We start from the raw sequence: 26,088 nt of genomic DNA, 5'->3' as shown, positions 1-26,088 counted from the left end.
CGTCACATCCTCTCCAGTCGCGGATCGAAATAGTCGCGCAGGAAATCGCCGAACAGGTTGATGCCGACAGACGAGATCAGCACGGCTATGCCGGGTGCAATCACGATCCAAGGCTGCTCGTAGAGGAAGTCGCGGCCTTCCGAGATCATGACGCCCCAGGATGCGGTGGGCGGTTGCACGCCGAGGCCGAGGAACGACAGGGCTGCCTCGGAGATGATGACCAAAGCGATGTCGAGCGTGGCCACCACCAGCACCGCCGGCAGCACGTTGGGCAGGACGTGGGTGAAGATGATGCGGAGCTGCGACACGCCCATGGTGGTGGCCGCGTCGACATAATCAAGGGTGCGGATGCGCATGGTTTCGCTGCGGACGATGCGGGCGAAGTTGATCCACAGGGCGAAGGCCAGGGCCATGACCAGCGTGGCAAAGCCGGGGCCGAGCACCGCCATGAAGATCAGCGCGAGCAACAGGAACGGGAACGCGAGCTGGAAGTCGACCAGCCGCATGATGATGGTGTCGATCAGTCCGCCGAAATAGCCGGCCAGCGCGCCGAGGAGCGATCCGACGACCAGTGCGATCGACACGACGATCAGCGCGACCTGAACGGAGACGCGCGCGCCCATGACAGTCCGGCTGAAGATGTCGCGGCCCATATTGTCGCCGCCGAAGAGGTTGGTCAGGCTGCCGCCGTCCTGCCAGGCCGTCGGCACATAGCGCCATTCGATGACCTGCTGGGCATGGTCATGCGGGGCAATAACGGGGGCAAAGATGGCGCAGAACACGATGATGCCGATCAGTGCCAGTCCGGTCGTTCCCTTGACGCTGCGGCCGAGGCTGCGGAGGAAACGGCGCTCGCCCTTGGCGGCAGGTATGACAGCGGCCTCACTCATCACGCACCCTCGGATCGATGAAGCGGTAAAGGATGTCGACGATCAGGTTGAGCGAGATGAACAGGATCGCCGAGATCAGCACCACTGCCTGGATGATCGGATAGTCGCGCACGTGGATGGAATCGACCGCGAGGCGGCCGATGCCCGGCCAGGCGAACACGGTTTCGATGACCACGGTTCCCGACAGCAAGGCACCCATCTGGAGGCCGGCAAGCGTGACGATCGGCAGCAGCGCATTGCGCAAGGCATGGCGCAGGATGATGGTTCGCCTCGGCACACCCTTGGCCGTGGCGAAGGTGATGTAGTCCTGCTGCAGCACTTCGAGCATGGCCGAGCGGATCAGCCGCGCATTGACGGCGACCAGCACGAAGGCGAGCGAGATCGACGGCAAGATAAAGTAGCGGAAGGCGTTCCAGAAGATCGAGGCATCGCGCTCGACCACGGCGCGCCCGAGGGCGGCAAGTGCCGAGCCGCGATAGCCCGATGCGGGCAGCCAGCGCAGCTCGATCGAGAACCACAGGATCATCAGCACCGCCAGCAGGAAGCCGGGCATCGACACGCCGAGCACGGCAATGAAGGTGCCGGTGTAGTCGAGCCAGCTGTCGCGCTTCAGCGCCGTGGCGATGCCCAATGGGAGGGCAATCGCGAAGGCGACGAGCAAGGTCCAGAAGGCCAGTTCGGCCGTCGCCGGCAGACGCTCGGCGATCAGCGTGCTGACCGGCACGCCCTGGCGGATCGACATGCCGAGGTCGCCCTGGATGGCATGGCCGAGATAGGTGACGAACTGCTCCGGCACCGAACGCGTCAGCCCCATCTTCTCGCGCAGGCCGTCCATGTCCTGGACACTCATGCCGGGATTGCCCGCCGCAATCACGTCGACGGGGTCGCCGGGCACGAGCTTGACCAGCGAGGCCACCACAAGGATGACCCCGAGCAGGATGACGCAGGCATAGAGCAGCCTGGAGACGATCAGCCTCAGCATTCTGTGGCGCGGACTATGACGACATGCCGAGCAGGTCGATGCGCAGCTCGCCGCCGGCATTGATCTGCCCGTCAACAACGTCCTTGGAGACGACCGCGAAGTTGAGCGGCTCGAACAGCGGCTTCCAGTAGGCTTCGGTCACCACCTTGGCCTGGATCTTGTCGAGCAGTGCCTGCCGCGCCGCCGGATCCGAGGTGACGCGCTGCTCGGCGATCATGCCGTCTAGCTCCGGGTTCTCGTGGAAGGCGCGGTTCAGCGCGCCCTTGGTGTGGAGCACCGGATAGAGGATGTCGGCGTCGGTGTAGGAATAGGTGCTGATCACCATGTCCTGCCCGCCCTTGGCGGTGAGTGCCGCCCATTGTGCGATCGGCAGCGTCTCGATGGCGATCTCGACGCCGATCTCGCGCAGTTGTGCCTGCACGACTTCGGCGGTACGGCGGATGACCGGTGTGTCATTGGCGACCAGCGTGGCCTTCAGGCCGCTGCCGACACCGGCCTCGGCCAGCAGGGCCTTGGCCTTTTCGGGATCGTAGCCGTAGCTGAGTTCGGCAGTCTTGGCGGAATAGCCGGGAATGGCGCTGGCCACCGGTGACGTTGCCGGCACGGCAAGGCCGTCGAGCGCAAATGCGATCAGGCGCTTCTGGTCGATGGCATGGGCAAAGGCCTGACGTACCTTGGGATTGTCGAAGGGTGCATGCTTCTGGTTGAAGACGAGCGCGCGCATCATCTGGGCAGGACGTTCGAGCAGCACCGCATCCGGGTTACCGCGCAGGCGACGGACGCTGTCCAGAGGAACGGACGAGCCGCCATAGATGGCATTGATCTCGCCGGTTTCAAACGCGGCGAGGCGCGTCGAATCCTCGGGGTAATGGAAGAACTCGACAGCATCGATGCGCGCCGGCGTGGTTGCCTTGTAATCATTGTAACGCTCCAGCCGCATGCCGCGATCGGTTGACCACGAGACGAAGCGGAAGGGGCCTGCGCCAACAGGATTGCGGCCGTACTGGTCGCCGGACGCTTCGACCGCCTTGCGCGAGACAGGCGCGGAATAGCCCAGCGTGAGCCCGACCCAGACCGGCACGAACGGTTCCTTGAAATGATAGGCAACGGTGAGCGGATCGACGGCCTCGGCGCTTTCGAGCGGTCCGAGGAAGAAGGCGCTCGGGGAGGCGGCTTCCGGCGCGAGGTGACGCGCAACCGTCCAGGCCACTGCCTCGGCATCGCATGGCGTGCCGTCATGGAAGGTGATGCCGGGTTTCAGCTTGAAGGTCAGCGTCTTGTTGTCGTTGGAGAATTCCCAGCTTTCGGCGAGGCCAGGCACGACTTCGCCCTCAAGGCTCATGCGCGCCAGCGGCTCGTAGATCAGGTCCATCGTGGTCGACGAGACCGACAGCGTGGTCTTGTGCGGATCGAGCGTATCGGGCTCTTCGGAACGGCCGACGCGCAGCGTGCCGCCGGTCTGCTGCGCCAAAGCATCGCCGGGCAGGCCAATGGCGGTCGCGGCGGCAAAGGCCGCGGCACCCGCCAGGAAGCTGCGCCGCGACAGGGTCGCCTGGCGCAGGTAGTCGCGCGCCAATGCGTCGAATTCCTTGGGAGAAAGGCTCTTCAGAGACATGGTGGACCTCGCCGTGATGATTATTGGTCAGGCGCGCGTGAAGCGCAGTTTCTTGATCCGGTCCGAGTTCATTTCGAACCCGTCGGCAGTTACGCTCAGCGTTGCGTTCCAGGGCAGGCCCGGGCGCATGTCGGTGCCGGGCTGGAGCAGGAACCAGAGATCGCTGTCGGCCGCGACGATGGGGGCTGACATCGCGCCCAGACCCGAGCGCAGGCGGAATTCGCCCTGCTGGGCATCGCCTGAAATCTCGACCTCAAGGTCCTGGGCCTTGTTGGTGTAGTGCCCGGCCAGCGGGCGGGCGGCGGTGGCGTTTGCCGGAAGCGGTGTATAAAGGCGCGGCGTGCCGCAGAACATGCCGTCGACCTTGCCGTCGGCGCGCGGGCTCAGCACCAGATCGGTGATGGCGCGTTCGGGTTTGGCGCCGCCTTCATGACCGAAGTCGAAACCGCCGACACCGCCGGAGTTGAGGAAGGTCGGCACGCCGTCCTTGGCGACGATCTCGAAGACGTCGGGGCCGCCTTCCTGGCGATAGCGACCGGGAGCAAGTGCGATGGGTGCAGGCGACTTGTCGCCGAAATAGATGTCGGCGATGCGCCGGCCAAGCGCGAAGGAGGCGACCTGGTCGTTGTTGGCGATGATGACGACGCCGAAGCCATCATCGACGAAGCGGGTCGATTCCGATTTGCCGCCGGCGACCGTGCCGCCATGGCCAATTGCACGGCGTCCGCGATAGACGTCGGTGACAAGGCCGAGGCCATAGAAGCCGGTGGCGCCATTGTCGAAGACGCAAGGCGTGGCCATGCGTTCGTACATCTCGATAGTGCCGACCTTGGGATCGAACAGGTTCTGCTGCCAGACGATCATGTCATCGAGGGTCGAGATCATGCCGCCCTCGCCACCGAGATCGAGGCCCCAGTTGAGGTTGGCCCAGCCTTCCGTACGCTTGGTGTAATGCGCTGCAAGCCGCTTCATCGCCGCGCCGTCGCGGATCAGAAGCGATGTGTCGTCCATGCCGAGCGGACCGGTGATGCGCTTGCGCAGCACCTCGTTGAAGGTGGCGCCCTCGATCTGCTCGATGATCTCCGACAGCATGAAGAAGCCGGCATTGCAGTAGGTCATGGCGCTGCCGGGCTTGAAATTCAGCGCGTCCTGGCGGGCGATAACATCACGGCCGGTCTGCCGGTCGGACGGGGTGAAGATCGACATGCCGGCGAAGATCATGGCTTCGAGATGGTCGCGGAAGCCCGACGTGTTCGACGCGAGATGCGCCAGCGTGACCGGCCGCTCGAGCCGCGGCACGTAAGGCAGGTGCTTCTGCACTTCATCCGACAGGCTGAGCTTGCCCTCGGCTTCCAGCATCAGGATCAGCAGGACGGTGAACTGCTTGGTCTGCGAGCCGATGCGGATGATGGTCTTTCGTCCCATCGGTACATCGTTGTTGATGTTGGCGAGACCATAGGCATTGGCGAAGATCTCGCGGCCGTTCTCGGTGACCGCAACGACTGCGCCTGGCATCTCAGGGCCGGTGAACTCGCTGAACAATGCGTCGATGCGCTTGGCAAAATCGGCGGGTGCCCTGGTCATGGTCGTCATTCCTCGGTGATGATGCTGGTGGAGGCGCTTCCCGCCCGGCGGTTGGCAAGGTCGGTGGCGGAAAACAGGCAGAGGACCGCGCCGAATATGCGCGCCGGAAGGTGCCTGTGGTGTTCGCTGTGCATGAATTTGCCTCCCGGCCGGCGCAGCGCGCACGACATCCCTCGGCGCAGGAGCAACCCCACGCTTCCTCTCGATTTCCAGTTCCCGGTTTCTTGTTGCCTAATCGGTAAGTCGTATTTTTCTATACGTCAATAATTTTCGTAAACGCTAAATCCTGCAGTGATCAGGAAAGTGCTTCCAACGCCGGTAGCTCAGGTCTGGCCGGAGCGGGCGTCGACAGGGAGAGTGACGGCTTCGCCGTCGGCACGGCGCAGGGTAAATCGATCGAAATTGGCGATCGTGGCGCAGGAGTGGTTGGGAAAGATGCGGACCCGGCTGCCAAGAGGCAGCGGGCGGCCGGCGACAGATACAAAGCCGTGCTCTTCGGAAAGACGCTCGAGCGTCCAGACTTGCCCGTCGGTATTGTCGTCCACGGCCACCACCATGCCGTAGCCGGGGCCGCCCAGGCCATGAGCGCCACGATCCGAACTCATGCTCTTCGAGCCGGCATCGACAATGAAGTGATGCTCGTTGGCGGCCACGACGCGGGCAACGACCGACAGCGCCAGATCGTCTTCCGAGCAGATGCCCAGCCTGAGTGCCGTGCCATCCAGAAACACGTAGTTGCCGGGGCGGATGCATTGAGCGCCGGCCGGGAGCGGGGCGGCAAGGCAGGTCGGCGTGGCCCCGACTGATATGCAGGGGACGGCGATTCCCGTGCTTCGCAGTTGTTCGGCGAGTGCCGATAGCGAGGCCGCTTCGTCGTTGGCGATCGATGCCAACTGCGCGCGGTTGGCAGCTGCATAGGCGTGGCCGGCATGTGAAAGCAAGCCGGCAAAGTGCAGGCCTTTTGCAGCAACGATGCGCTGGCACAGCGCCACTGCCAATGGGTCGTGCGGCTTCACGCCGACGCGGCCGAGGCCGACATCGACCTTGAGGAATACGCCGATTTCGACGCCATGGCGCATGGCAGCGGCTGACAGCGCGTCAACGCCTGTTTCGCTTGCCGCGATCGTGCGCAGCTCGGTGCCATGCGCCTTTACCGCCGGCAGCAGGCGATCGAGCGAACCGGCACTGACGATCGGGTAGGCGACGATGATCGAGGGGATGCCGGCCTCGACAAATACCAGAGCCTCGCTCGGCTTGGATGCGGTGATGCCCCTCGCGCCGAGCTGGAGCTGCTGCTTGGCGATGTGTACGCTCTTGTGGGTCTTGATGTGCGGAAACAGGGCCACGTCTGCCGCATTGGCGCGGTCCTGCATGACGCGCATGTTGCGCTCGAGCCGCAACGCGTCGACTTCGACGTAGGGCGTGGGGAGGTCGGCGGGAAGGGAGCGCCTGAGTCCGTTCGTTGCAGGCTTGTCGTGAACGCGTGTTGCCGCGCCGGCCGCCGCAGGCGGCCGCGATACTTCGGAAGTGGCCATTTTCGGAATTCTCGATCTGGAGGTTGGTCTGGCGGCCCGGCCGTCAGGTCGCGGCAGCCTGTCTTGCAAAATGGGTCGAGGAAATCTGCAGCATCGGAAGCTCGACCGGGACAAAATCCGGTGCCCGCAAGGCACTCGGTATTTCGTCCGACATCGGCTGTCGCAGCTCCGGCCTCAACTTGGGATCGGCGACCGGAACCGTCGACAGGAGTTTGCGGGTGTAAGGATGCTGCGGGTTGTTGAAGACCGAGCGGCGATCGCCGATCTCGACGATTTCGCCGAGATACATCACCGCGACCCTGTGTGCGATTCGCTCGACCACGGCCATGTCGTGGCTGATGAACAGAAGCGCGATCTGCATGTCGCGCTGCAGGTCCATCAGAAGGTTGATGACCTGCGCCTGGATGGTCACATCAAGCGAAGCGACCGCCTCATCGGCAACGATGAGGCGCGGGTTGAGCGCCAGGGCACGGGCAATGCAGATGCGCTGGCGCTGGCCGCCGGAAAACGCGTGCGGATAGCGCTCCAGATGCTCCGCCGAGAGCTCGACCTTGGCAAGCAACTCGGCAGCACGGGCACGCAATGCCTCCGCCGAGCCCAGCTTGTGGACCCGCATCGGATCCATCAGCGACTGGGCGATGGTCATGCGCGGGTTGAGCGACGAAAACGGATCCTGGAAGATCATCTGCGCTTCACGCCGGAAGCGCGTCAGCACCGGTCTTGGGGCGCCAACAAGCTCGACGCCGTCGAAACGGATGGAGCCGGAGCGTGGCTTGTCGAGTTGCATGATGCTGCGGGCGACCGTCGACTTTCCGCAACCGGATTCGCCAACAAGAGCGAGCGTTTCGCCAGGAAAAATGTCGAAGGAGACATTCTCCACCGCATGGACGCGACCCGAGACATGGCCGAACAGACCTGCCTTGAGATCGAAACGCGTAACCAGATTGCGGACTTCGACGAGCGGGCGGCGGTCGCCGGCAACGCGCGAGGGGGCTGTCATTGTGCGGCCTCCACAGCCAGGGGCTCGGGCTGGTAGACGACCAGCGGAAATTTCTCCGGCGCGTCCTTGTCCTTCATGCTGCCAAGACGGGGCACCGCCGAGATGAGTGCGCGGGTGTAGGCATGCTTCGGCGCTGCAAAGATGTCGTAGACCGAACCCGTCTCAACGATCTCGCCTTTCAGCATGACGCAGACCCGGTCGGCGATTTCGGCGACCACGCCCATGTCATGGGTGATGAACAGCACCGACATGCCGATCTCCTGCTGCAAGGCGCGCACCAGATCGAGGATCTGTGCCTGGATGGTGACGTCGAGCGCTGTCGTCGGCTCGTCGAGGACCATCAGCGACGGGCGACAGGCCAGCGCCATGGCAATCATGACGCGCTGGCGCATGCCGCCGGAGAGCTGGTGAGGGTACTGGTCGAGGCGGCGTTCGGCATCGGGAACGCGCACCAGCTTGAGCGTATTGAGCGCGATCTGGCGGGCCTGATCCGGCGTCTTGTCCTGGTGGTGGGTAACAGCCTCGGCAATCTGGTCGCCGATGGTGAACACCGGATTCAAGCTCGACATAGGGTCCTGGAAGACGATCGAAATCTCGGACCCGCGAAGGGATTCGACGCGCTTTTCGGAAAGCTTGACGAGATCGGCGACGTTGCCGTCCTTGAAGCGCATCATGATCCGGCCGCCGGTGATCGATGCGCCATCATGTTCCGTCAGCCGCATGATGGTCATGGCGGTCACGGATTTGCCCGATCCCGATTCTCCGACCAGCGCCAAGGTTTCACCCCGGGCGATCGAGAACGACACCCCGCGTACCGCACGGACGCTGTTTCTTGCTCTGGCGGCGAAGCAGACCTCGAGATTCTCTACCGACAGGATCACATCTGGCGGCAATCGGTTGGCTTCGGTGGATGTCATCGGCACATATACCCGCATCTGCGATTGGTGGGTCGTGGATGCCGCCATCGAAGGCAACGGGGCCTGTTGCTGTCAATAGGCCGGCAGGTGCCGGAAAGGTCGACGGCCGCCGGGTGGGGATCTGTCGACTTTCTGAGTTCGACCTAAAAGCGAGGGAAATCAAAGCGTCAGGGCATATTGCGCGCAAACTATGCGTGTCACGCATTGCATCGTCTGTCTTCGCATATCGACTTCGGCGACGTGGCAGCTGCTTCAGGCTGCGTCAGAAGCCGGCTCCAGGCTGTTCCGATACTGGGGAAGCTCGGCGCATTGCTTGAGATGCTGCCACAGCGCCTCGCCATCATGGCTGCCGGACCCGGTGCGCCTGAATATCCTGACCTCCATTTCGAGCGACATCTGAGGGCCGCCGATCTGGATAAGCTGCCCTTGCTTGATGGCTTCGCCGGCGCAAATCTGGGGTAGCCAGGCCACGCCGCGGCCGGCCACCGCCATGTGCTTCAGCCCATCCGCCAGGCCCGACTGATAGACGGTGCTGAGGTTGAGCGGCCGGCGCCAGCGCGACTGGATCAGCGACGTCAGCTTGCCGATGTAACCGTCACTCCAGGAGTAGGCGAGATAGGGAATTTCGGCGCTTTCGGGCACGTCGATGTCATAGAGCGCACGGCCGCTTTCGTCTGTTCCTGAAACCAGCATCAGCCGGTCCTTGCCGATGAGCAGGGACTCGAAAGGCCCATTTTCAAGCACTGGCGGCCCATCGGGGTGGTCATAGGTGATGGCGAAATCGCATTGGCCCGAGCACAGGTGGTCGACGCATTCGAGGAAGTCGGCAGCATGCATGCTCGTGCGAAGCGGCATGCGCGAGATCAGCGGCGAACTGATCCAGCGCGGGAAAAAATACATCGCCAGCGTGTGCAGCGACGTGAAGGTCAGCAATTGCGAGCTGGCGCCGGCAACGTTGCGGCAGTCGGTGCGCAGGCGGTAGGCATCACGGACCAGCCGTTGGCAGCCTTGCAGGAACATGTTGCCTGCCCTGGTCAGCTGCACGGGATAGGTGCTGCGATCGATGAGGTCAGTGCCGATCCAGTTCTCCAGAGACTTGATGCGGCGACTGAAGGCCGGCTGGGAAATGTTTCGTGCGGCAGCGGCGGTAGAGAAGTTCCGCGTAGCAGCGATTTCCAGGAAATCTTCGAGCCATTGCAGCTCCATGCCTCACCTCATGCGTCTTTTGCATAACCGATCCTATCTACACATTGGACAGGACGGCAAGCGCTCTTCTAGCCTTCCCGTAACGAGAAGAAGAAAACTTCCTCCGCCACCAGAAGGGAACGATGATGAAACTAGCCTTAGCGTTGGCTATGGGCCTGGGGCTTGCCATGACGGCTGCACCTGTTATGGCCGAGACCAAGAATCCCGGAACATTCGTCTTCATGTGGACCGACGACATCCAGTCGTTCGATCCAGCCTACATCGCCAACACGCCGAGCTCCTATGGCTCGCTGAACATCTACAGCCGGCTCCTGAACTTCAATGGTTCGAAGATTTCCGAATTCGTGCCGTCGCTGTCGACCGAGGTGCCGTCTCTGGAAAACGGCCTGATCAAGCAAGGCGACGACGGCTCGGTGAGCTACACCTTTCCGATCCGCAAGGGCGTCTTTGCCCACAAGGTCGGCGTCAAGGGCGCCGACGGCAAGATCACCTGGGAATATTACGACAAGCTGACCGACGCTCAGAAAGCGGCCATCGAGCCGGGTTATGGGCAGATCACGCCTGATGACGTGCGCTACTCGCTGCTGCGCGCCATCCTGCAAGGCCAGTCTTGGATGTCGAACGCGATCACCGAGGTGATCACCGCCGGCAAATACACTGACATAGCCAAGTGGGTCGAGACGGAAGGCAAGGTCAAATCCGTCAACGACGCCTCGCCCGAGACGCTGCGCGCCGTCTATGACCAGCTTGCGTCGCAGATCGTCGTCGACGGCGACAATGTCACGCTCAAGCTGCCCAAGTCGTTCCCGGCAACGCTCGGCGTCATCGCCCTGCCTTTCGGCACCTCGATCGTCGACAAGGAGTGGGTCGCTTCGGTTGGCGGCTGGGACGGTTCCGGCGACACCTGGAAGGCTCACTATCGTCCGGAACTCGGCGCAAACCCGCTGTTCGCCGAGGAAAACGGCACCGGTCCATTCATGCTCGAGGAGTGGGATCGCACCGACCGCCGCATCACGTTGAAGCGCTTCGACAACTACTTCATGGGCCCAGCCAAGCTCGAGCGCGTCGTCATGCGCACCGTGCCTGAGTGGACGACGCGGCGCCTGCAGCTCCTGTCAGGTGATGCCGACTTCGTTGCGGCGCCGGTCGAGTTTATCGACGAGCTGAGCAAGACCGAAGGCGTCAAGGTCATCGACGGGCTGCAGAAAGTGTTCTCGCGCGGCATCTTCTTTGCCTGGCCGCTCGACGACAACGACAACCCGGCCATCGGCAGCGGCAAGCTGGACGGCAAGGGCATCCCACCGGACTTCTTCGCCGACATCGACGTCCGCAAGGGCTTCAACTACGCGCAGAACTACGACGCCCTGATCAATCAGGTGCTGCTCGGCAAGACCGTGCAGTCGCGTGGTCCGACGGTGCGCGGCATCATGGGCTATCGCGCGGATTCGCCTGTCTACAGCTACGACCCCGCCAAGGCCGAGGAACATTTCAAGAAGGCGTTCGACGGCAAGCTCTGGGACGTGGGCTTCACCTTCACCGCCTACGTGACCGAGGGTAACCCGCAGCTGACGGCAGCGCTGTCAGCGCTGCAGATGGGCCTGTCGCGTATCAATCCGAAGTTCAAGATGCAGATCCAGGCGCTGCCATGGGCGTCCGTTTCCGACAAGCTCAACAATCGCGAGAAGCCGGCAGCACCGCTGACGGTGATGGGCTGGGGCCCTGATTATTCCGATCCGGGCGGCCCGCTGGGCGCGGCATCCTACTACCTCTCGCCCACCGGTCTGGTCGGCGGCATGGTCGGCCAGGGCTATCGCGACCTGATGGCGGAGAAGTTCAAGCCGTTGCTGGATGAGGCCTGGGCCTCGAACGATCCTGCCGTGCGCGAGCCTATCTACGCCAAGCTCCAGGAGATGTCGTACGACTACGCCACCACCCAGTTCCTCTGGGAGGACTTCGGCTTCGTCGTCACGCGCAGCAATATCGACGGCTATGTCGACAACATGATCCTCTACGGCGCCTGGGACTTCTACCCGGTGACCAAGGCCAACAACTGATTGGCAGGGCATGCCGGGCGGCTGCGGTCGCCCGGCATGCCGCTGTTACATCCCCTGAAATCGGAACGTGTGGCCCGTGCTGAACTACGCACTCAGACGACTGATGATGTTGCCCGTCGTCCTGTTCGCTCTGTCGCTGATGATCTTTGCGCTGCAGATGTCGCTTTCGCCGACGCAGCGCCTGGCGGCTTATGCGCCGTCACCTGACTACCTCAAGGGCGGTCAGGAGAGCATCCGCAGAATGATCGAGCAGTACGGGCTCAACGATCCCTTCTACGTCCAGTATGCCCGATGGATCGGCGGTGTGCTGAGCGGCAATCTCGGCTGGTCGGAAACGGCACGCCAGCCGGTCTCGACCGCGCTGACGTCGTTGTTTCCAGCGACGCTGGAGCTGGTCGTGCTGGCGTTCATTCCATGCCTGCTGCTCGCCGTGTTCCTCGGCTCGCGAGCCGGCATCTATCTCAACCGCTGGCCCGATCACATCATCCGCATCTTCACCATCCTCGGCTGGTCGTTCCCGGTTTACGTCTTCGGCCTGTTGATGCTGCTGATCTTTTACTCGGCACTCGACTGGTTTCCGCCCGGCCGGCTCAGCCAGTGGGCTCAGACGATCGTAAGTTCGGACGAATTCGTGCGTTACACGGGCGCCAACACGGTCGATGCGCTCCTGAATGGCAATTGGGCGATCTTTGGTGACTCGCTTCGCCACCTCGCCGCCCCTGTCATCACGCTGACCTATGTCAACGTCGCCTCCATGACGCGGGTGATGCGCACCTCGATGCTGGAGACGCTGCGCCAGGATTATGTGCGCACGGCCCGCGCCAAGGGCCTGCCGCGTCGGGTGGTGGAGCTCAAGCATGCGCGGCGCAACGCGCTGCTGCCGGTGGCGACCATCGCCGGCATGGAGCTTGCCGTCATGATGGGTGGCGTCGTCATCACCGAAACCATCTTCGACTATGCCGGCCTCGGCCAGTTTGCTGCCAAGACGGCGGCCAATCTCGACTTCCCGGCGGTCCTTGGTTTCGGCCTCTATTTCGCGGTCGTTCTCGTGCTGATGAACCTGCTCGTCGACCTCATCTATCCGCTGCTCGATCCGAGGGTGAAGACGCAATGAAGTTTCTTCGCTACCTCGGGCGCAATCCGGTGTCGCTGCTGGGTGTCGCCATCCTCTTGGCCTTTGTGCTGATCGCCATCTTCGCACCCTTGCTGGCGCCGCCGCAGAGCTTTCAGCTTTCGCCTTACGACACGCCGCGCGCCGGCTTCCTGGCGACGCCTCAGCCGCCGTCGCGCGATGCGATTTTCGGCACCACCCAAGGCCAGTACGACATCTTCTACGGTGTCGTGTGGGGCACGCGCACGGCCTTCAAGATCGGCCTCGGCGTCGTTGCCATCTCGGTGCTGATCGGCACCGTGGTCGGTGCGGTCGCTGCCTATTATGGCGGGCTCGCTGAAGAGATATTGATGCGCATCGTCGACGTGTTCATGGCGGTGCCGTTCCTGATCGCGGCGATGGTGCTGACCGCACTTCTCGGCAAGGGCATCTGGCCGATCACGATTGCCCTGACGACGTTCGGCTGGATGAGTTACGCCCGCATCGTGCGCAGTGAAATCCTGCGAATACGCGAGATGGATTACATCCACGCCGCCAGGAGCTACGGCGCCAGCGATCTCCGACTGATCGTCCTGCACATCCTGCCCAACGCGATGTTCCCGGTATTGGTGCTGGCGACCATGGCCACCGGCTCTATGGTGCTGTCGGCATCCGCACTCAGCTTCCTCGGCGTCGGCACCGAAGAGGGCTACGCCGATTGGGGCCAGTTCATCGCCTATTCGCGCAACTGGATCGTTGGCCAGCCGGGCAACCCGTTCCAGTTCTGGTACACGCTGGCTTTCCCCGGCGCTGCCGTTTTTCTGTTCGTGCTGTCGTGGAACCTCGTCGGCGATGCGCTGCGCGACATGCTCGACCCCCGCCATTCCCATTGAGATACCCCAAGGAGCATTTGCCATGCCTTCGCTCTCCGCCGCATCGATCGAGCTGTTCGAAGACCTGATCCGCTACGAGGTCGAGGACAAGGCGATCCCGTCGATCTCCTACGCGCTTGTCGACCGCGACGGCGTGCTGGCTCAAGGCCATATCCAGCGCCACGACCGTGATTTCGACATGCGCGAAGACACCTGCTTCCGCATCGGCTCGATCACCAAGACCTTCACCTCGCTGGCGCTGATGCAACTGGCGGAAAAGGGGCTGGTCGACCTTGATGTCGACGTCTCGACCTACCTGCCCGGCTTTCACCCGATCAACCCGTTTGCCGGCGCCGAGGGCGGGCCCAACGGTTCTCACATCAGCCTGCGCAAGCTGCTGACGCATACCGCCGGCCTGGTGCGTGAGCCGAAAAGCGGCCACTATCTCGACGCGACCCGCCCGCCGCTCGAGGATACGGTCAACGAACTGGCCAGCTCGACCCTCAAGCAGGATCCGAGCATTGGTATCATGCATTATTCCAATGCCGGCATTGCGGTTGCAGGCCGGGTCATCGAGGTTGTAACCGGCCAGAGCTATTCCGACTACGTCGCTGAAAATATCCTGAAGCCGCTCGGCATGAACAACTCGTCATGCGGCATGGCGCCTGGCATCCGCGAGCGGCTTGCGCCCGCCGACATGTGGACGCTGGATGGCGACACGCCGGCGCCGGTGTTCAGCCTTGGCGGGTCGCCTGCGGGCAACATCTTCTCCACCACCGACGACATGTCGCGCTACGTCCAGTGCCTGCTGCGCGGCGGCTTCGACGCCGCGGGCAACTCGATCGTTTCGCCGGCTTCGCTGCGCGAGATGTGGACGCCGTTCGGCAAGCGGCCTGACAGTCTGGACAAGTCGATGGCCGGCTATGGCTTGTGTTTCGGGGCGGGCGAGGTCGACGGCTGGGAGTCGGTGGGCCATGGCGGCGCCGTCTATGGCTATGCCTCGCACATGCTGATCCTGCCTGGCGCAGGTATCGGCGTGCTGGTGTTCGCGACGCTCGACTTCGCCAACCAGATAGCCTCGCGGCTTGGCATTGACGGGCTGCGCATCGCGCTGTCCGAACGCAACATGGGCAAGCCGTTGCAGCGCATGCAGCGACCGCCTGTCATCGCCGACGAGCAGTTCAGGACCTTGCCCGGCTACTACCGCGACGACGCCACCAAGGAGGTCGTCGAGGTCAAGGCCAAGGACGGCAAGCTGTATCTGATGGGCGATGGCGTGCCGCTGCAGATCCGGCCAGTATCAGGCAAGGATTTCGTCATCGACGGCCGCATCTACGGCCGCGGTGCCGGCTATGCGCACATGAACCTGTCCTTCCCCGAGCCGGGCAAGCTGGCGTGGAAGGATGCCAGCTGGAGCCGCATCGAGGCGCCTGCCGACGAGGCGGTGCCGGAGGCGATTGAGCCGCATCTCGGCGAGTACGGCCCTGACTTCAACATCACCTATCTGAGCTACAGCCATGGCGGGCTTAAATGCCTGATCGAATATTTCTGTACCCACAACTGCGAGCCGGTGGGCGAGGGGCGCTTCCGCATGCATGGCAAGCTCTACGAGGATGAAATCCTGGAGCTCGACGCTGTCGACGACCATGGCAGGCGCGGTATCCGTGTCGGCCCGATGTTCCTTGAGCGGCGTCCCTTGTCCCAGGCAGAGGCGGCCTGAGCAGCAGCATGACCGTACCCTTCAAGATGGAATCGCCAATCGGCGCCCGCATGGTCATCGGCGGGCGTGAGGTCGATTATTATTGCGGCACCTCCTATTTCTGCCTGCACGGCCACCCCGAGGTAATCGAGGCGGCCTGCGCCGCCACCAGACAATACGGTATGGGGCCGGGCACACTGGCGCACATGCAGGTCTATGCTGACCTGGAGGACCGATTGCGCCAGTGGTTCGGCACCGACGAGGTCGTCTACATGATCTCCGGCTACACCAGTCCGATGGTGCTGCTGCAGGGCCTGCGCGAGGATTTTGACCTCATCTTCATCGACGCCGCCACGCATTACAGCACGCGTGACGCGATCCCGACGCTGGGCAAGCCGGTGCATGAGTTCCGTCATGGCGATGCCAATGACCTGGCAGAACAGCTGGCCCTGCATGTTGGCGCCGGGCAGCGGCCGGCGGTGCTGACCGATGGGGTGTTTCCATCCTCCGGGCGGCTGGCACCGCTCAACGACTTCCGGCAGGCAATGGCGCCCTATGACGGCGCGCTTTTGTGCATCGACGATTCCCACGGCGTCGGCGTGCTCGGAGGAAGCGGGCGCGGTTCGCTGCAGCATTTCGGGCTCGAAGGCGATGGCAACTTCCTCGCCGGCACGATGAGCAAGGCGTTCGGTGCGCTTGGCGGGGTCGTTCCCGGCGACGCCGCATTGGCCGAGAAGATCAAGCGCAACGCGATGATCATGCGCGGCGCCTCGCCGGCCCCGCCCGGCCTTGCTGCTGCCGCAGCCGCCTCGTTGCGAATCCTGCAGACGACGGACAGGCGCGCCAGGCTGGCCCGCAATGTCAGCCAGATGCGCAACGGCCTGCGTGACCTCGGCTTCGAGGTTGCCGACACGCCGGTGCCGGTCGTCACCATCAACGGCGTCACCGACCTTGAGCTGCTGCGCGACTGTCTCGCCGAACGCGACATCATCGTCAGGGTCCAGCAGCCGGGCGGCTATTCCGACGCATCCGACGTGCCCAGCATGCGGCTGGCGGTGTTTTCCGAGCATTCCCCCGACCAGATCGACCGTTTGCTGCGGTCGATGGCCGAGCTACTCTAACCGAGGATTACGATCATGAAGGTGTTCATCAGTGCCGACATCGAAGGCACCGCCGGTATCACCGTGTGGGACGAAGCCCGGAAGGGGCACGCGGCCTATGAAGAATTCCGCGAATACATGACCGACGAGCTGGTGGCGGCCTGCGAAGGCGCCAAGGCGGCCGGCGCCAAGGAAGTGCTGGTCAAGGACGCGCATTCCACCGGGCGCAACCTGATCCTGTCGAAGCTGCCGGACTATGTCACCATCGTGCGCGACTGGAGCGGCCACCCCGACATGATGATGTTCGGCATCGACAAAAGCTACTCGGCCGCCCTCTATACCGGCTACCACAACAAGGCCGGCACCGACACCAACCCGCTGGCGCACACGCTGACGGGCACAGTGTCGCGCCTGTTGATCAATGGCGAGGTGGCGTCCGAATACACGCTCAATGCGCTGTGCGCGGCGCGCTACGGCGTCCCGTCGGTGTTCCTGTCGGGCGATGCCGGCATGTGCGCGGAGGCCAAGCTTCTGGTGCCGCGCATCGGCACTGTGGCGACCAGCGAGGGCTTTGGCCCGGCCACGAAGTCGCTGACGCCGAAAGCCGCTGTCGCCGCCATCCGCGCCGGCGTCGAGGAAGCGCTGTCACGCGACCTCAAGGCCTGCATGCCGAAACTGGCCGACAGCTTCGAGCTGGTCGTCGAATACACCAACCCGCACGAGGCCTACCGCGCGAGCTGGTATCCCGGCGTCGAGCATGTAGCGGCGCGCACGCTGCGCTTCCGCGCCAACGACTTCTTCGAAATCCAGCGCGCCATTCGCTTCATCGTTTAGGGGGCTCGTCCAGGGGCGCCCGGGTTCCATCCCGGGCGTATCTGTCCATTCGACGCCAACTTTTTGTTGTGCTCGCGACTTCAGGACTCGAGCCAGACCTTCTCGAGCTGGATCTGGAGAAGCGGATGGGCGTGGTGATCTTTGACCTTTGGAACAAAGTGGGCAAAGACCTTGCGCCAGTATGGCTGGATGATGACGCCCGACCCCTGCAGGATCTTCTCGATGTCCTCCATGGCGCTGCGGCGTTTCTCGACGTCGGCGATCGAGAGCGCCTCGTTGAGCTTCGTATCGAACTCGTCGCTGGCAAATCCAGTTTCGTTCCAGGCTTCGCCGCTCCGATAGGCAAGTGCCAATATCTGGACACCCAGCGGACGCATCGTCCAGCCGGTCAGCGAAAACGGATACTTCGTCCAGTCGTTCCAGAACGTGGAGCTAGGCAGCACGGTACGCTTGACCTTGAAGCCCGCTTCCCGCAGTTGACCCGCGATCGCGTCGGCCGTCCCTCGGTGCCAGTCGTCGTCGCTGCTGATCAGTTCATGTTCAAAATCCATCATGCCGGCTTCCTTCATGAGGGCCGCCGCCTTTTCGAGATTCCGTTCGAGCTTCGGCAATGGGAAGTACTCGGGGTGGATTGGGCAGACATGGTGGTTTTCAGCGACATTTCCGCGGCCGCTGTAGCCAAGTTCGAGGACCGCAGCGTTGTCGACGGCAAGTTGCATGGCGTTGCGCACGCGCTGATCGTCGTACGGTTTGTTTGTCACATTGAACCTGGCAACTGCGGTTGCCGCGGTCTGCGCTTCGCTGCGTGCGAGCCCCATCGAATCCAGCACCTGAATCTGATCGCCGGTGGTTTCGAAATTGGCGTCGACTTCGCCTGCCTCGAATGCACTGGCGAGTGCATTGGGATCAGTGCCATAGTCAATGAACTCGACGCCATCGAGGTAGGTTTCGCCGCCCCACCAGCCGTCCCGGCGTTTGTAGACGGCGCGCACGGATGTATCAAAGGAAACGAGCTCGAACGGCCCGGTCCCGATAGGATGCTGTACCAGATCGGAACCTGTTTCCTCGTAACTCCGGTGGACGATGAGTGCGGGGAAATCGGCGAAATTTGCAATCAGCGAGATGTCCGATTTCGACAATGACAGCTTGACCGTATGATCGTCGAGCTTCGCGATGGCGCCGTCACGCGCCTTGCCGGTTGCAGGATCGACCAGTGCGGCCATGCGGCCGGCCATGGAGTTGCCCGGCGTTTTCTTGTCGCACCAGCGGTTGATGTTGAACATCGCATCGTTAGCCGTGAAATCATCTCCGTTGTTCCATTTCACGCCCTTGCGCAGATGCAGAACGTACTCGGTTGCATCGTCGTTGACGTCCCAGCTCTCAAGAAGCATGGGCTCGAACGTGTAGTTGGCGGTATATTTGACGAAGGGCTCGAGAAATTGCCTGCCAAGATTGCCCATCTCGCCCCAGTCGAACGTACGCGGGTCCTTCAGTTCCTTGACGGGCATCGCAATCCGGAGCACGCCGCCTTTTTGCGGTGTCGCCGCCAGCGCGGTGACGGGCATCGCCACGCCCGCAAGTGCATAGGCGGTTGCGGCGCTCAGCCCCATCGTGCTTGCGATGGTCAGAAACTCACGTCGGTCCATTCGGCCAGCCTTGGCCATTCGCGCCATCTGCACGACCGCCGCAGGTATCGGCTTTTCATCGCGATTGCGGTTGCTCATTAACATGCTACTCCCGAGGAATGTCGGCACCAGGAAATCGTGGTGGCTGGCGACAGTGGTGGCTATTGATTGGGCTGCTTGAACCGAAAGCTGCGGTTTGCTTCAGAACGATGCCTTGACGCTTCCATATGGACCAAAATCCGCCTCGATCTGATCACCGCTGGCTATGGCTACCGCTCTTGCGAAGGCTCCGGACATGACGATGTCGCCTTTGCGAAGGCACTCTCCGGCCTCGACAAGCGCGTTTGCCAGCCACGCGACACAGGCGGCCGGATGGCCCATGCCGATTGCTGAAACACCTGTTTCTTCCACGATGCCGTTGCGCGACAGGGTGGCGCCGACCCAACTGATGTCGACGTTCTCTGGCCGGAAGCGCCGTTCAGAAAGAACGACGGCGGCGAAGGCCGAATTGTCGGCAACCGTGTCAGCGACAATTCGCGGCGGAGCCATTCGATGATCGACAAGCTCCAGGGCCGGGACGACGTAATCGGTAGCCTGCAACACCTCATCGATCGTTGCGCCTGGCCGATCGAGGTCACGCCCGATGATGAAGGCAAGTTCCATTTCGATGTGCGGCTTCACCAACCGCGCGGCTGGAATCCTTGCACCGCTGTCGAAGACGAAATTGCCGAAGATCCTTCCTCGGATCGGCTCGGTCAGACCGCACGCGATCTGGGTTGAGCGCCAAGTCAAACCGATCTTGTGGCCAGCGAAACGAAGCCCCTGCTTCAGGCGCATGCCGTTCAGCAGGTTCTGGATGCCATATGCTTCATCGAGTGTGAGATTTGGACGTTCGCCGCTGAGCGGCGGCATGCTTTTGGCATTGCGTTCAGCATTCAGGATTGCTTCTGCCGCCTTGTGCATATCGAGGCGTTGCAAGGGTACGGGTGTTTCAAGCATCGAAATGTCCAGCTATTTCAACAACGACTTTGCCGAGCGCCCGGCCACTTTCAAGATGGCGAAAGGCATCGGGCAGCCTGTCCAGAGGAAAGCGTTCGGGATCGATCAGGGGGCGAACCTTCCCGTCTTCGACGAGGGTCGCCAGTTGACGGAGGATCCGGCCATGCTCCTCCCTGCCAATGCCCGAAAGCATGGGGATAAGCATGAACACGACGTGCAGAGACAACGCCTTGGCATGCATCGGCGACAGGTCGTGGGTGCTTCGCGCAGCGGTCGCAACGACGCGTCCCTGCGGCGCGGCCGCCTGCAACGAATGGTCCAGGTTGGCGCCGCCAACCGTATCGACGACGACATCGAAGCCATGTCCCCCTGTCAGCCTGTCGACGTACTCCTGCACCGTTTCGCGTGGATAGAGGATCGTGTCATCCGCCCCCAGTTCACGAACAAGTGCTGCCTTTTCGGCTGACGAGACGGTCGCTGTCACGCGCGCGCCGCGTGCTTTTGCCAGCTGGATGGCGATATGGCCAACTCCGCCGCTGCCACCATGAACCAGGACATGGTCGGATGCGGAAATGGCTGCGCGCGTCATGCAGTTCCATGCGGTGATCGACACCAGGGGCAGTGCCGCGGCCTCCGTCATCGAGAGGTTTCCAGGCTTTGGTGCAAGCAGGCGGGCATCGGCGGCAATGTATTCGGCGAACGTCCCGCCAAGGTCCTTCACACCACCTGCGCAGCCATAGACCTCGTCTCCCGGCACCAGACCGGCCACGCCTTCGCCAACGGCTTGCACGGTTCCTGCCAGATCGGCGCCCAGCACGGCAGGCAGAGCAGGTCCGATGGGCAGACCGTTTCGGATGCGGACATCGACCGGGTTGATCGAGGCGGCCTCCACGCGCACCAGCACCTCTCCCGAGCCAGGCCGAGGTGCCTCAAGCTTGCCAAGGCTGAAGTTCTCCGGGCCCCCGTAAGCCCTCAAGACCATTGCACGCATCCACAATTCCCAACACGTTATCGTCTTTCGGGAGTGTGCCGTCAGCGCCGTATCAGAGGAAACGCATAAATCTAATGCTATCGATCTGGAACGCTTCTAGCTTATGGTGGCGCTTGGTGACTGACAGGGGCCGCAATGAGATATCCCGATCTAGAAATCGATCTGCTCCGGGCATTCACGACGGTCGCCGAAACAGGCAGCTTCACAGCTGCAGCTGACGTCGTCGGGCGTTCGCAGTCCGCGGTCAGCCAAAAGATCATCCGACTGGAGGACCTTCTGGGTCGGCCGCTGTTCAGGCGAACCAGCCGTTCCCTTGTTCTCACCGGCGAAGGCGAGCGGCTTCTCTCGGCGGCAAGGCGCATGCTCGAGTTCAACGACCTGGCAGTTCGCACGCTCGTCGATTCTGCTGACCTCGAACGGCTGCGTATCGGCATTTCGGAAGATTTCGTGCCGCACCATCTGCCTGCCTTGTTGTCGAAATTTGCCAGCTTGTGTCCGGCAGTAAGGCTGGAATTGATGACCGGCCTCAGCTGCAACCTCCTGGCAGCCTATGATGAGGACCGCCTCGACATCGTCATTGCCAAAAAGGATGGGCGCGCTCAGCGCGGCAGGGTCATCTGGCGCGAACCCCTGATGTGGATTTCCTCAAAGCAATATGATCGCGATCCAGGCGAGCCGGTGCCGCTGGTTCTGCTGCCCGCCCCTTGCACCTATCGCGGCGTTGCCATCAAGGCGCTCGATTCGGTTCGGCGCGATTGGTATGTGGCCTGCACGACAAATAGCCTGGCCGGCGCGCGGGCAGCGGTTGCCGGAGGGTTCGGCGTAACCGTGTTGGGCAGATCGTTTGTCCAGGATGGAATGCAGGTCATCCGCCCCTCCGATCAGTGGCCCGCCCTTCCGATGACCGAGATCGTGGTTATCGGCGAAGAGAAGAGCGAAGCGCGGATTGTGCAGCCTCTGCTCTCGTTTCTCACCGACAATCTTGCCCATTGATGTTCGGCAACTTCCGCACCGAGGGCGACAGAAATCTGTGAAAGCCGGGTGATGAGCCGTGTGGAGGCGACTGGCGCTGCTGCGTGAGCAAGCTGTCACAACAGGATCATGAGACTCTTGTCACATGTGGACGAGATCGGAGGCCAACGTCAGTCGGATTTTTCGAGTGACTTTCTGTGTCCGACCCGCTGGCAGGGGCAAAAGGCCGGCAGCAGGCGAGCTGCTGCCGGCAATGTGGGTGTTCCAGGGAATGCAGCGATAGGCTGTTTCAGTCGGCAGGGGGGACCCAGAGGTCTTCGAAGCCCTTGGCGGGTTCGAGCTGGTCGAACCAGTCGAAGCCGATCGCCTTCATGATGCGGCTGTTGACGACCACGACGCGCGCCTCGGTGTCGGCGGTGTTGAAGCGCTTGTGGGCGCAGTAGGGCGGGATGTAGATGAAGTCGCCCGGACCCCATTCGAACTTCTTCAGCGTCTTGTCCCACTCCCAGATGAACGCGTCCTTGCAGTCGAAGCGCACATCATGGTGCAGGTCGTAGCCGGTGCCTTCGATCACATAGGCGACTTCCTCGGTGAGGTGGCGGCTGGCGCCGGTTGCGCCTGCAGGCGGGATGAATTGCATGTAGATGTCGAGGGCGCATTCCTTGGTGTTCATGCGCTCGTTGATGATGTGCTTGATCAGGCCATCGGCAGACCGCTCCATCGGCATGTCGTGCCACTTCACCACGCCGGTGCGGTCTTCGTATTCGCGGCGGAACTCCTTCGAGGCTTCGAGGGTATCGGCATAGAAGTTGACCTAGGTGTCGCCCGATCGTGCGCGCTGGCGTTCAGTCAGGTCGAGGAAGGAATTGCGGACATTTGTGACGTCTCCCTGAAATCCGATCAAAGCTCTGCCGGCGGTGCGTGGTGCTCCTGGCCCGCAACCGGTTCCTTGGGCGGGTATTCGACCACCTTCTGGAAGATCAGGTACGCAGCCGTTCTCGACGATCAGCGCATCGCCGGTTTCCCAGTCGAGGCGCTTGCCGACATGGATGTCGTGGCCCTTGCCCTTGAGGACGAAGAACACGGCGCTGTTCATGTGGCCATGCTTCTGGCCGTAGCCGCCTGGCGCGAAAACGTCGATATGCGTTTCGATCGACTGCGCGACCTTGACTGCCTGCGGATTGATCACCTTCTTGCCGAAGTTCTGGGGGCCGCCTTTCCACTTGAGGTCACGGGTTGTGGTAGACCCGCGGCTGCGAGAAAAGCTCGGACATAAGCTCGCCATATGTGCCTTCGAGGGCGCGGACGAAGGTGCGTTTCTTGGTCCACCGTTCCCAGACAACCTCCCCAGGCTGATCGCCACTTTTGTGGCCGGTCTTGGCTGTCTCTGCGTCAGTTGTCATCGTCTCATCCCAGTCGATTTGGCCAGTCGATTTGGCGTCTTTGGTCCGGCCGTCACCCGCCGGCTTCTCCCCTGGCGACGGCGGAGTGCGGTTGTCGCATCCGCTCCGGTCAAAGGGTTCTCGGCAAAGGCAATTTCGTGCTGCACCGCATGGACGAACAATACCGATTGACAAGCCGATATCCTCGCTAATAAGTTCGGTTATAGAACGAATTAAATGAGGTCGGTGTGAACGACAGCCTGCGCATTTCCCGGAAGTTCTCGCAGCGCTCCGTCATGGAAGCGATCGTGCAGGGCGGTCCCATTTCGCGGGCGTCGATCTCCAAGCAGACCGGCCTCTCCAAGCAAACCATCTCCGAGATCGTCCGCGTCTTGGAACAGGAAGGTTGGGTGCAGGAGACGGGTCGCACCAGCGGCCATGTCGGCCGCACGGCCGTGACCTACGAACTCGTCTACGACGCCGCCTACATCGTGGCCGTCGACCTCGGTGGCACCAAGGTGCGCGTCGCGATCACCGATCTGGCCTGCCAGATCTTTGCTGAGGACACTGCGTCGACAGATCCGCGTGGCGGCCAGTACATCGTCGACCAGATCGTCGCGCTCGCCTTCCAGGCGGCGGCCAGGCAGGGCATAGCACGCGACAAGATCAAGCTGGCGGTGATCGGCGTGCCCGGCGCGCCCGATACTGTCACCGGTCGCGTGCTGCTTGCACCCAACATTGCCAATTTCGACAAGATGGACGTGGTCGGTGCGTTCTCCGACGCCTTCGGTTTCGGCGCGATGCTGGAGAACGACGTCAACCTTGCCGTGCTCGGCGAGAACTGGCTGGGGCAGGGTCAGGGCATCGACAATCTCGCCTATGTGGCACTCGGCACCGGCGTCGGCAGCGGCCTCATGGTCGGCGGCCACCTCGTGCGCGGCGCCATCAATGCCGCCGGCGAAATGGGCTTCCTGCCGCTGGGGGCCGATCCGTTCGAGGCTGAGTCGCTGCGTACAGGCGCCTTCGAACGCGCGGTGGCGTCACACGGCATCATGGACCGCTACGCGGCACTTGCCGGCCGTCGGCGGTCGGTGCCGGAAATCTTCGAGGCCGCCGATGAGGGCGACCAGTCGGCGCTGGCGGTGCTCGACGAGATTGCAAGACACCTGGCCCGCGGCATCGGCGCTATCGCGGCCATCGCCAATCCGGAGAAGGTCATCCTAGGCGGCTCGATCGGCCTGCGGCCGGAGGTGCTGTCTCGCGTCAAGGTCTTCCTGCCGCAGTGCTTCCCCTATCCTGTCAATGTCGAGACCGGCGAACTCGGCTCGCGTGCAGCGATCATCGGTGCCGCGGCGATCGGGCTCGGGCAGTTGCACAACACGCTGTTCGGAGTCGATGCCCCGGAAGGCCGCATCTCGCTGCCGAAGGTCGAACTGCGTGCGCTGAGGGAGGCTGTGTGATGACGGACCAACTGACCAGGCGCCTCGAGGCCGCGCTCGACCGCGACGCGGCACTCGCCCTGTTCCGCGGCGCCATCGGCTGTGACAGCATCACCGGCAACGAGGCAAACTTCGTCGCCTATCTCGGGGAGCAGATGGAAGCACTCGGGCTTTCCGGTCTGCGCACCGCGGAGTTCCTGCCCGGGCGACCCAACATCTGGGGTGAGCGCCAGGGTAAGGGTAGCGGCAAGCGACTGCTGTTCATCGGACATACCGACACCGTACATGTCGACGGCTGGCGCGCGCATTGGGCCGGTACCGAGCGCGAGGACCCGTTCGCAGCTCCGATCATTGACGGCGCTGTCTGGGGGCGTGGCTCGGGCGACCTCAAGGCCGGCATCTCGGCGTCGCTCGCCGCGCTCGCGCTGCTCGACAGAGCCGGCATTCGCCTCGCCGGCGACGTGGCGTATGCCTTCGTCGGCGACGAGGAGAGCGGCCAGCCGGGCACAGGCGTTTCCGCCGGCATCAAGGATCTTGCCGTCCGTATCGAGAGCGGCGAGGTGCGGCGTCCCGATTTCACCGTCTATGTCGAGCCGACCCGGCTTGCCGTCTATCCGGCGCAGATCGGCTTTTTCATCACGGACATTACCATCACCGGCAAGTCTGCCTATTTCGGCGTACCGGAACTGGGCAAGGATGCGCTCAAGGCGAGCCACGCAGCGATGAGCGCGCTGTGGCAGCATTCCGATGAGATCGCGGCGCGGGCACAGCACTCGCTGGTCGGGCGCGGTTTCCTGCTCATCACCGGGCTTTCCGGCGGCGGCTACATCGCGGTGCCCGAGCGCTGCACGCTGTCCCTGATCCGCAAGCTGCTGCCGGGCGAGTCCCTCGATACTGCCGCCGCCGAGATCGAGGCGACCGTGTGCGGCGCGATCTCCGATCCCGAGATCAAGGTCGAGTTCGCCTATCCGGCGGGACGCGACCATGTGCTGGGCGGAACCGCCGCCGAGATCGATGCCAATGCCTCGGAGGTTGCCATGCTGTCCGATGCGCTCGGCCAGGCTCTGCTAGGGCGCGGCACGATCGAAGGCGCGCCGTTCTGGTCGGAATCGCCGTTCTTCGTCAATCGGCTGGGCATTCCCGCCGTCTATTGCGCGCCGGGCGATATCCGCAACTGCCACACCTACGAGGAGCACGTCGAGGTCGAGGAATATCTCGCCGGCGTCGTTGCCTTCGCTGCCTTCATGGCCCGCTACTGCGGGGTCATCGAGTGAACTGCCTACTTTGCTAGATATGATCGGG

24 protein-coding genes are annotated in these 26,088 nt (G+C 62.9%); 9 read left to right on the top strand and 15 right to left on the bottom strand.

From position 1 onward, the window contains the following. Positions 1 to 2: 2 nt before the first annotated feature. The 9 genes from B015_RS0123650 to B015_RS0123615 form a co-directional block, all read right to left on the bottom strand. Positions 3 to 890, bottom strand: a complete 888-nt coding sequence (locus B015_RS0123650) for an ABC transporter permease (RefSeq protein WP_018430228.1) — start codon at positions 888 to 890, stop codon at positions 3 to 5. After that, positions 883 to 1,872, bottom strand: a complete 990-nt coding sequence (locus B015_RS0123645) for an ABC transporter permease (RefSeq protein ID WP_018430227.1) — start codon at positions 1,870 to 1,872, stop codon at positions 883 to 885. The genes B015_RS0123650 and B015_RS0123645 overlap by 8 nt, the downstream gene beginning before the upstream one ends. A 13-nt stretch (positions 1,873 to 1,885) precedes the next feature. Next, positions 1,886 to 3,487 (bottom strand): ABC transporter substrate-binding protein, encoded by a 1,602-nt coding sequence (locus tag B015_RS0123640; protein WP_018430226.1) that lies wholly within the window; start codon positions 3,485 to 3,487, stop codon positions 1,886 to 1,888. 27 nt (positions 3,488 to 3,514) lie between these two features. Next, on the bottom strand, positions 3,515 to 5,071 hold the full coding sequence (locus tag B015_RS32285) for a serine hydrolase domain-containing protein (RefSeq protein WP_198292876.1): 1,557 nt from the start codon (positions 5,069 to 5,071) through the stop codon (positions 3,515 to 3,517). A 5-nt stretch (positions 5,072 to 5,076) separates the two neighbouring features. After that, the gene (locus tag B015_RS34095) at positions 5,077 to 5,205 is read right to left on the bottom strand and encodes a hypothetical protein (protein ID WP_267321273.1); all 129 of its coding nucleotides are present in this window, start codon (positions 5,203 to 5,205) and stop codon (positions 5,077 to 5,079) included. Between the two features lie 189 nt (positions 5,206 to 5,394). Next, on the bottom strand, positions 5,395 to 6,606 hold the full coding sequence (locus B015_RS0123625) for an alanine racemase (RefSeq protein ID WP_018430223.1): 1,212 nt from the start codon (positions 6,604 to 6,606) through the stop codon (positions 5,395 to 5,397). Positions 6,607 to 6,649: 43 nt separating this feature from the next. After that, on the bottom strand, positions 6,650 to 7,606 hold the full coding sequence (locus B015_RS33930) for an ATP-binding cassette domain-containing protein (RefSeq protein WP_018430222.1): 957 nt from the start codon (positions 7,604 to 7,606) through the stop codon (positions 6,650 to 6,652). Next, on the bottom strand, positions 7,603 to 8,523 hold the full coding sequence (locus B015_RS33925; protein WP_245262257.1) for an ABC transporter ATP-binding protein: 921 nt from the start codon (positions 8,521 to 8,523) through the stop codon (positions 7,603 to 7,605). Before B015_RS33925 ends, B015_RS33930 begins: the two co-directional genes overlap by 4 nt. 252 nt (positions 8,524 to 8,775) lie before the next feature. Next, the gene (locus tag B015_RS0123615) at positions 8,776 to 9,729 is read right to left on the bottom strand and encodes a LysR family transcriptional regulator (RefSeq protein ID WP_018430220.1); all 954 of its coding nucleotides are present in this window, start codon (positions 9,727 to 9,729) and stop codon (positions 8,776 to 8,778) included. A gap of 122 nt (positions 9,730 to 9,851) precedes the next feature. Between B015_RS0123615 and B015_RS0123610 the strand changes: the two genes are divergently transcribed. The 6 genes from B015_RS0123610 to B015_RS0123585 all read left to right on the top strand — a co-directional run bounded on the left by B015_RS0123610 (position 9,852) and on the right by B015_RS0123585 (position 17,378). Further along, a complete protein-coding gene (locus B015_RS0123610; RefSeq protein WP_245262256.1) occupies positions 9,852 to 11,783 on the top strand; it encodes an ABC transporter substrate-binding protein in 1,932 nt (643 codons plus the stop codon). Between the two features lie 76 nt (positions 11,784 to 11,859). Next, on the top strand, positions 11,860 to 12,897 hold the full coding sequence (locus tag B015_RS0123605) for an ABC transporter permease (RefSeq protein ID WP_026227644.1): 1,038 nt from the start codon (positions 11,860 to 11,862) through the stop codon (positions 12,895 to 12,897). Then, positions 12,894 to 13,766, top strand: coding sequence for an ABC transporter permease (locus B015_RS0123600; RefSeq protein ID WP_018430217.1), 873 nt, complete (start codon positions 12,894 to 12,896; stop codon positions 13,764 to 13,766). The genes B015_RS0123605 and B015_RS0123600 overlap by 4 nt, the downstream gene beginning before the upstream one ends. A 22-nt stretch (positions 13,767 to 13,788) precedes the next feature. Continuing rightward, the gene (locus tag B015_RS0123595) at positions 13,789 to 15,465 is read left to right on the top strand and encodes a serine hydrolase domain-containing protein (RefSeq protein ID WP_018430216.1); all 1,677 of its coding nucleotides are present in this window, start codon (positions 13,789 to 13,791) and stop codon (positions 15,463 to 15,465) included. 8 nt (positions 15,466 to 15,473) lie between these two features. Then, the gene (locus B015_RS0123590; protein ID WP_018430215.1) at positions 15,474 to 16,565 is read left to right on the top strand and encodes a pyridoxal phosphate-dependent aminotransferase family protein; all 1,092 of its coding nucleotides are present in this window, start codon (positions 15,474 to 15,476) and stop codon (positions 16,563 to 16,565) included. A 15-nt stretch (positions 16,566 to 16,580) separates the two neighbouring features. Next, complete coding sequence (locus tag B015_RS0123585) at positions 16,581 to 17,378, top strand: M55 family metallopeptidase (protein WP_018430214.1); 798 nt, start codon at positions 16,581 to 16,583, stop codon at positions 17,376 to 17,378. A gap of 80 nt (positions 17,379 to 17,458) precedes the next feature. Here B015_RS0123585 and B015_RS0123580 read toward each other — a convergent pair whose 3' ends face one another. The 3 genes from B015_RS0123580 to B015_RS0123570 form a co-directional block, all read right to left on the bottom strand. Next, positions 17,459 to 19,102, bottom strand: coding sequence for an ABC transporter substrate-binding protein (locus tag B015_RS0123580; protein ID WP_018430213.1), 1,644 nt, complete (start codon positions 19,100 to 19,102; stop codon positions 17,459 to 17,461). Positions 19,103 to 19,204: 102 nt separating this feature from the next. Then, positions 19,205 to 20,002, bottom strand: coding sequence for a fumarylacetoacetate hydrolase family protein (locus B015_RS0123575; RefSeq protein WP_081623526.1), 798 nt, complete (start codon positions 20,000 to 20,002; stop codon positions 19,205 to 19,207). Then, positions 19,995 to 20,984 (bottom strand): zinc-binding dehydrogenase, encoded by a 990-nt coding sequence (locus B015_RS0123570; RefSeq protein WP_018430211.1) that lies wholly within the window; start codon positions 20,982 to 20,984, stop codon positions 19,995 to 19,997. Before B015_RS0123570 ends, B015_RS0123575 begins: the two co-directional genes overlap by 8 nt. 144 nt (positions 20,985 to 21,128) lie before the next feature. Here B015_RS0123570 and B015_RS0123565 point away from each other — a divergent pair, with 144 nt between their 5' ends. Continuing rightward, positions 21,129 to 21,986, top strand: a complete 858-nt coding sequence (locus tag B015_RS0123565) for a LysR substrate-binding domain-containing protein (RefSeq protein ID WP_018430210.1) — start codon at positions 21,129 to 21,131, stop codon at positions 21,984 to 21,986. A 268-nt stretch (positions 21,987 to 22,254) separates the two neighbouring features. On the opposite strand, the gene B015_RS31490 is transcribed toward B015_RS0123565, so the two are convergent. The 3 genes from B015_RS31490 to B015_RS33660 all read right to left on the bottom strand — a co-directional run bounded on the left by B015_RS31490 (position 22,255) and on the right by B015_RS33660 (position 23,368). Beyond that, positions 22,255 to 22,710 (bottom strand): cupin domain-containing protein, encoded by a 456-nt coding sequence (locus B015_RS31490; RefSeq protein ID WP_018430209.1) that lies wholly within the window; start codon positions 22,708 to 22,710, stop codon positions 22,255 to 22,257. A gap of 69 nt (positions 22,711 to 22,779) precedes the next feature. Next, on the bottom strand, positions 22,780 to 23,154 hold the full coding sequence (locus tag B015_RS33665; RefSeq protein WP_018430208.1) for a cupin domain-containing protein: 375 nt from the start codon (positions 23,152 to 23,154) through the stop codon (positions 22,780 to 22,782). Between the two features lie 40 nt (positions 23,155 to 23,194). Then, the gene (locus B015_RS33660) at positions 23,195 to 23,368 is read right to left on the bottom strand and encodes a hypothetical protein (RefSeq protein WP_018430207.1); all 174 of its coding nucleotides are present in this window, start codon (positions 23,366 to 23,368) and stop codon (positions 23,195 to 23,197) included. Positions 23,369 to 23,595: 227 nt separating this feature from the next. On the opposite strand from B015_RS33660, the gene B015_RS0123550 reads away from it, so the two are divergent. Next, a complete protein-coding gene (locus B015_RS0123550) occupies positions 23,596 to 24,807 on the top strand; it encodes an ROK family transcriptional regulator (protein WP_018430206.1) in 1,212 nt (403 codons plus the stop codon). After that, on the top strand, positions 24,807 to 26,060 hold the full coding sequence (locus B015_RS0123545) for a M20/M25/M40 family metallo-hydrolase (RefSeq protein ID WP_018430205.1): 1,254 nt from the start codon (positions 24,807 to 24,809) through the stop codon (positions 26,058 to 26,060). The genes B015_RS0123550 and B015_RS0123545 overlap by 1 nt, the downstream gene beginning before the upstream one ends. Positions 26,061 to 26,088: the final 28 nt, after the last annotated feature.

This window comes from Hoeflea sp. 108, from assembly GCF_000372965.1.
Classification (GTDB): Bacteria; Pseudomonadota; Alphaproteobacteria; order Rhizobiales; family Rhizobiaceae; genus Aminobacter.
This window is presented reverse-complemented; position numbering and strand designations above follow the sequence as displayed.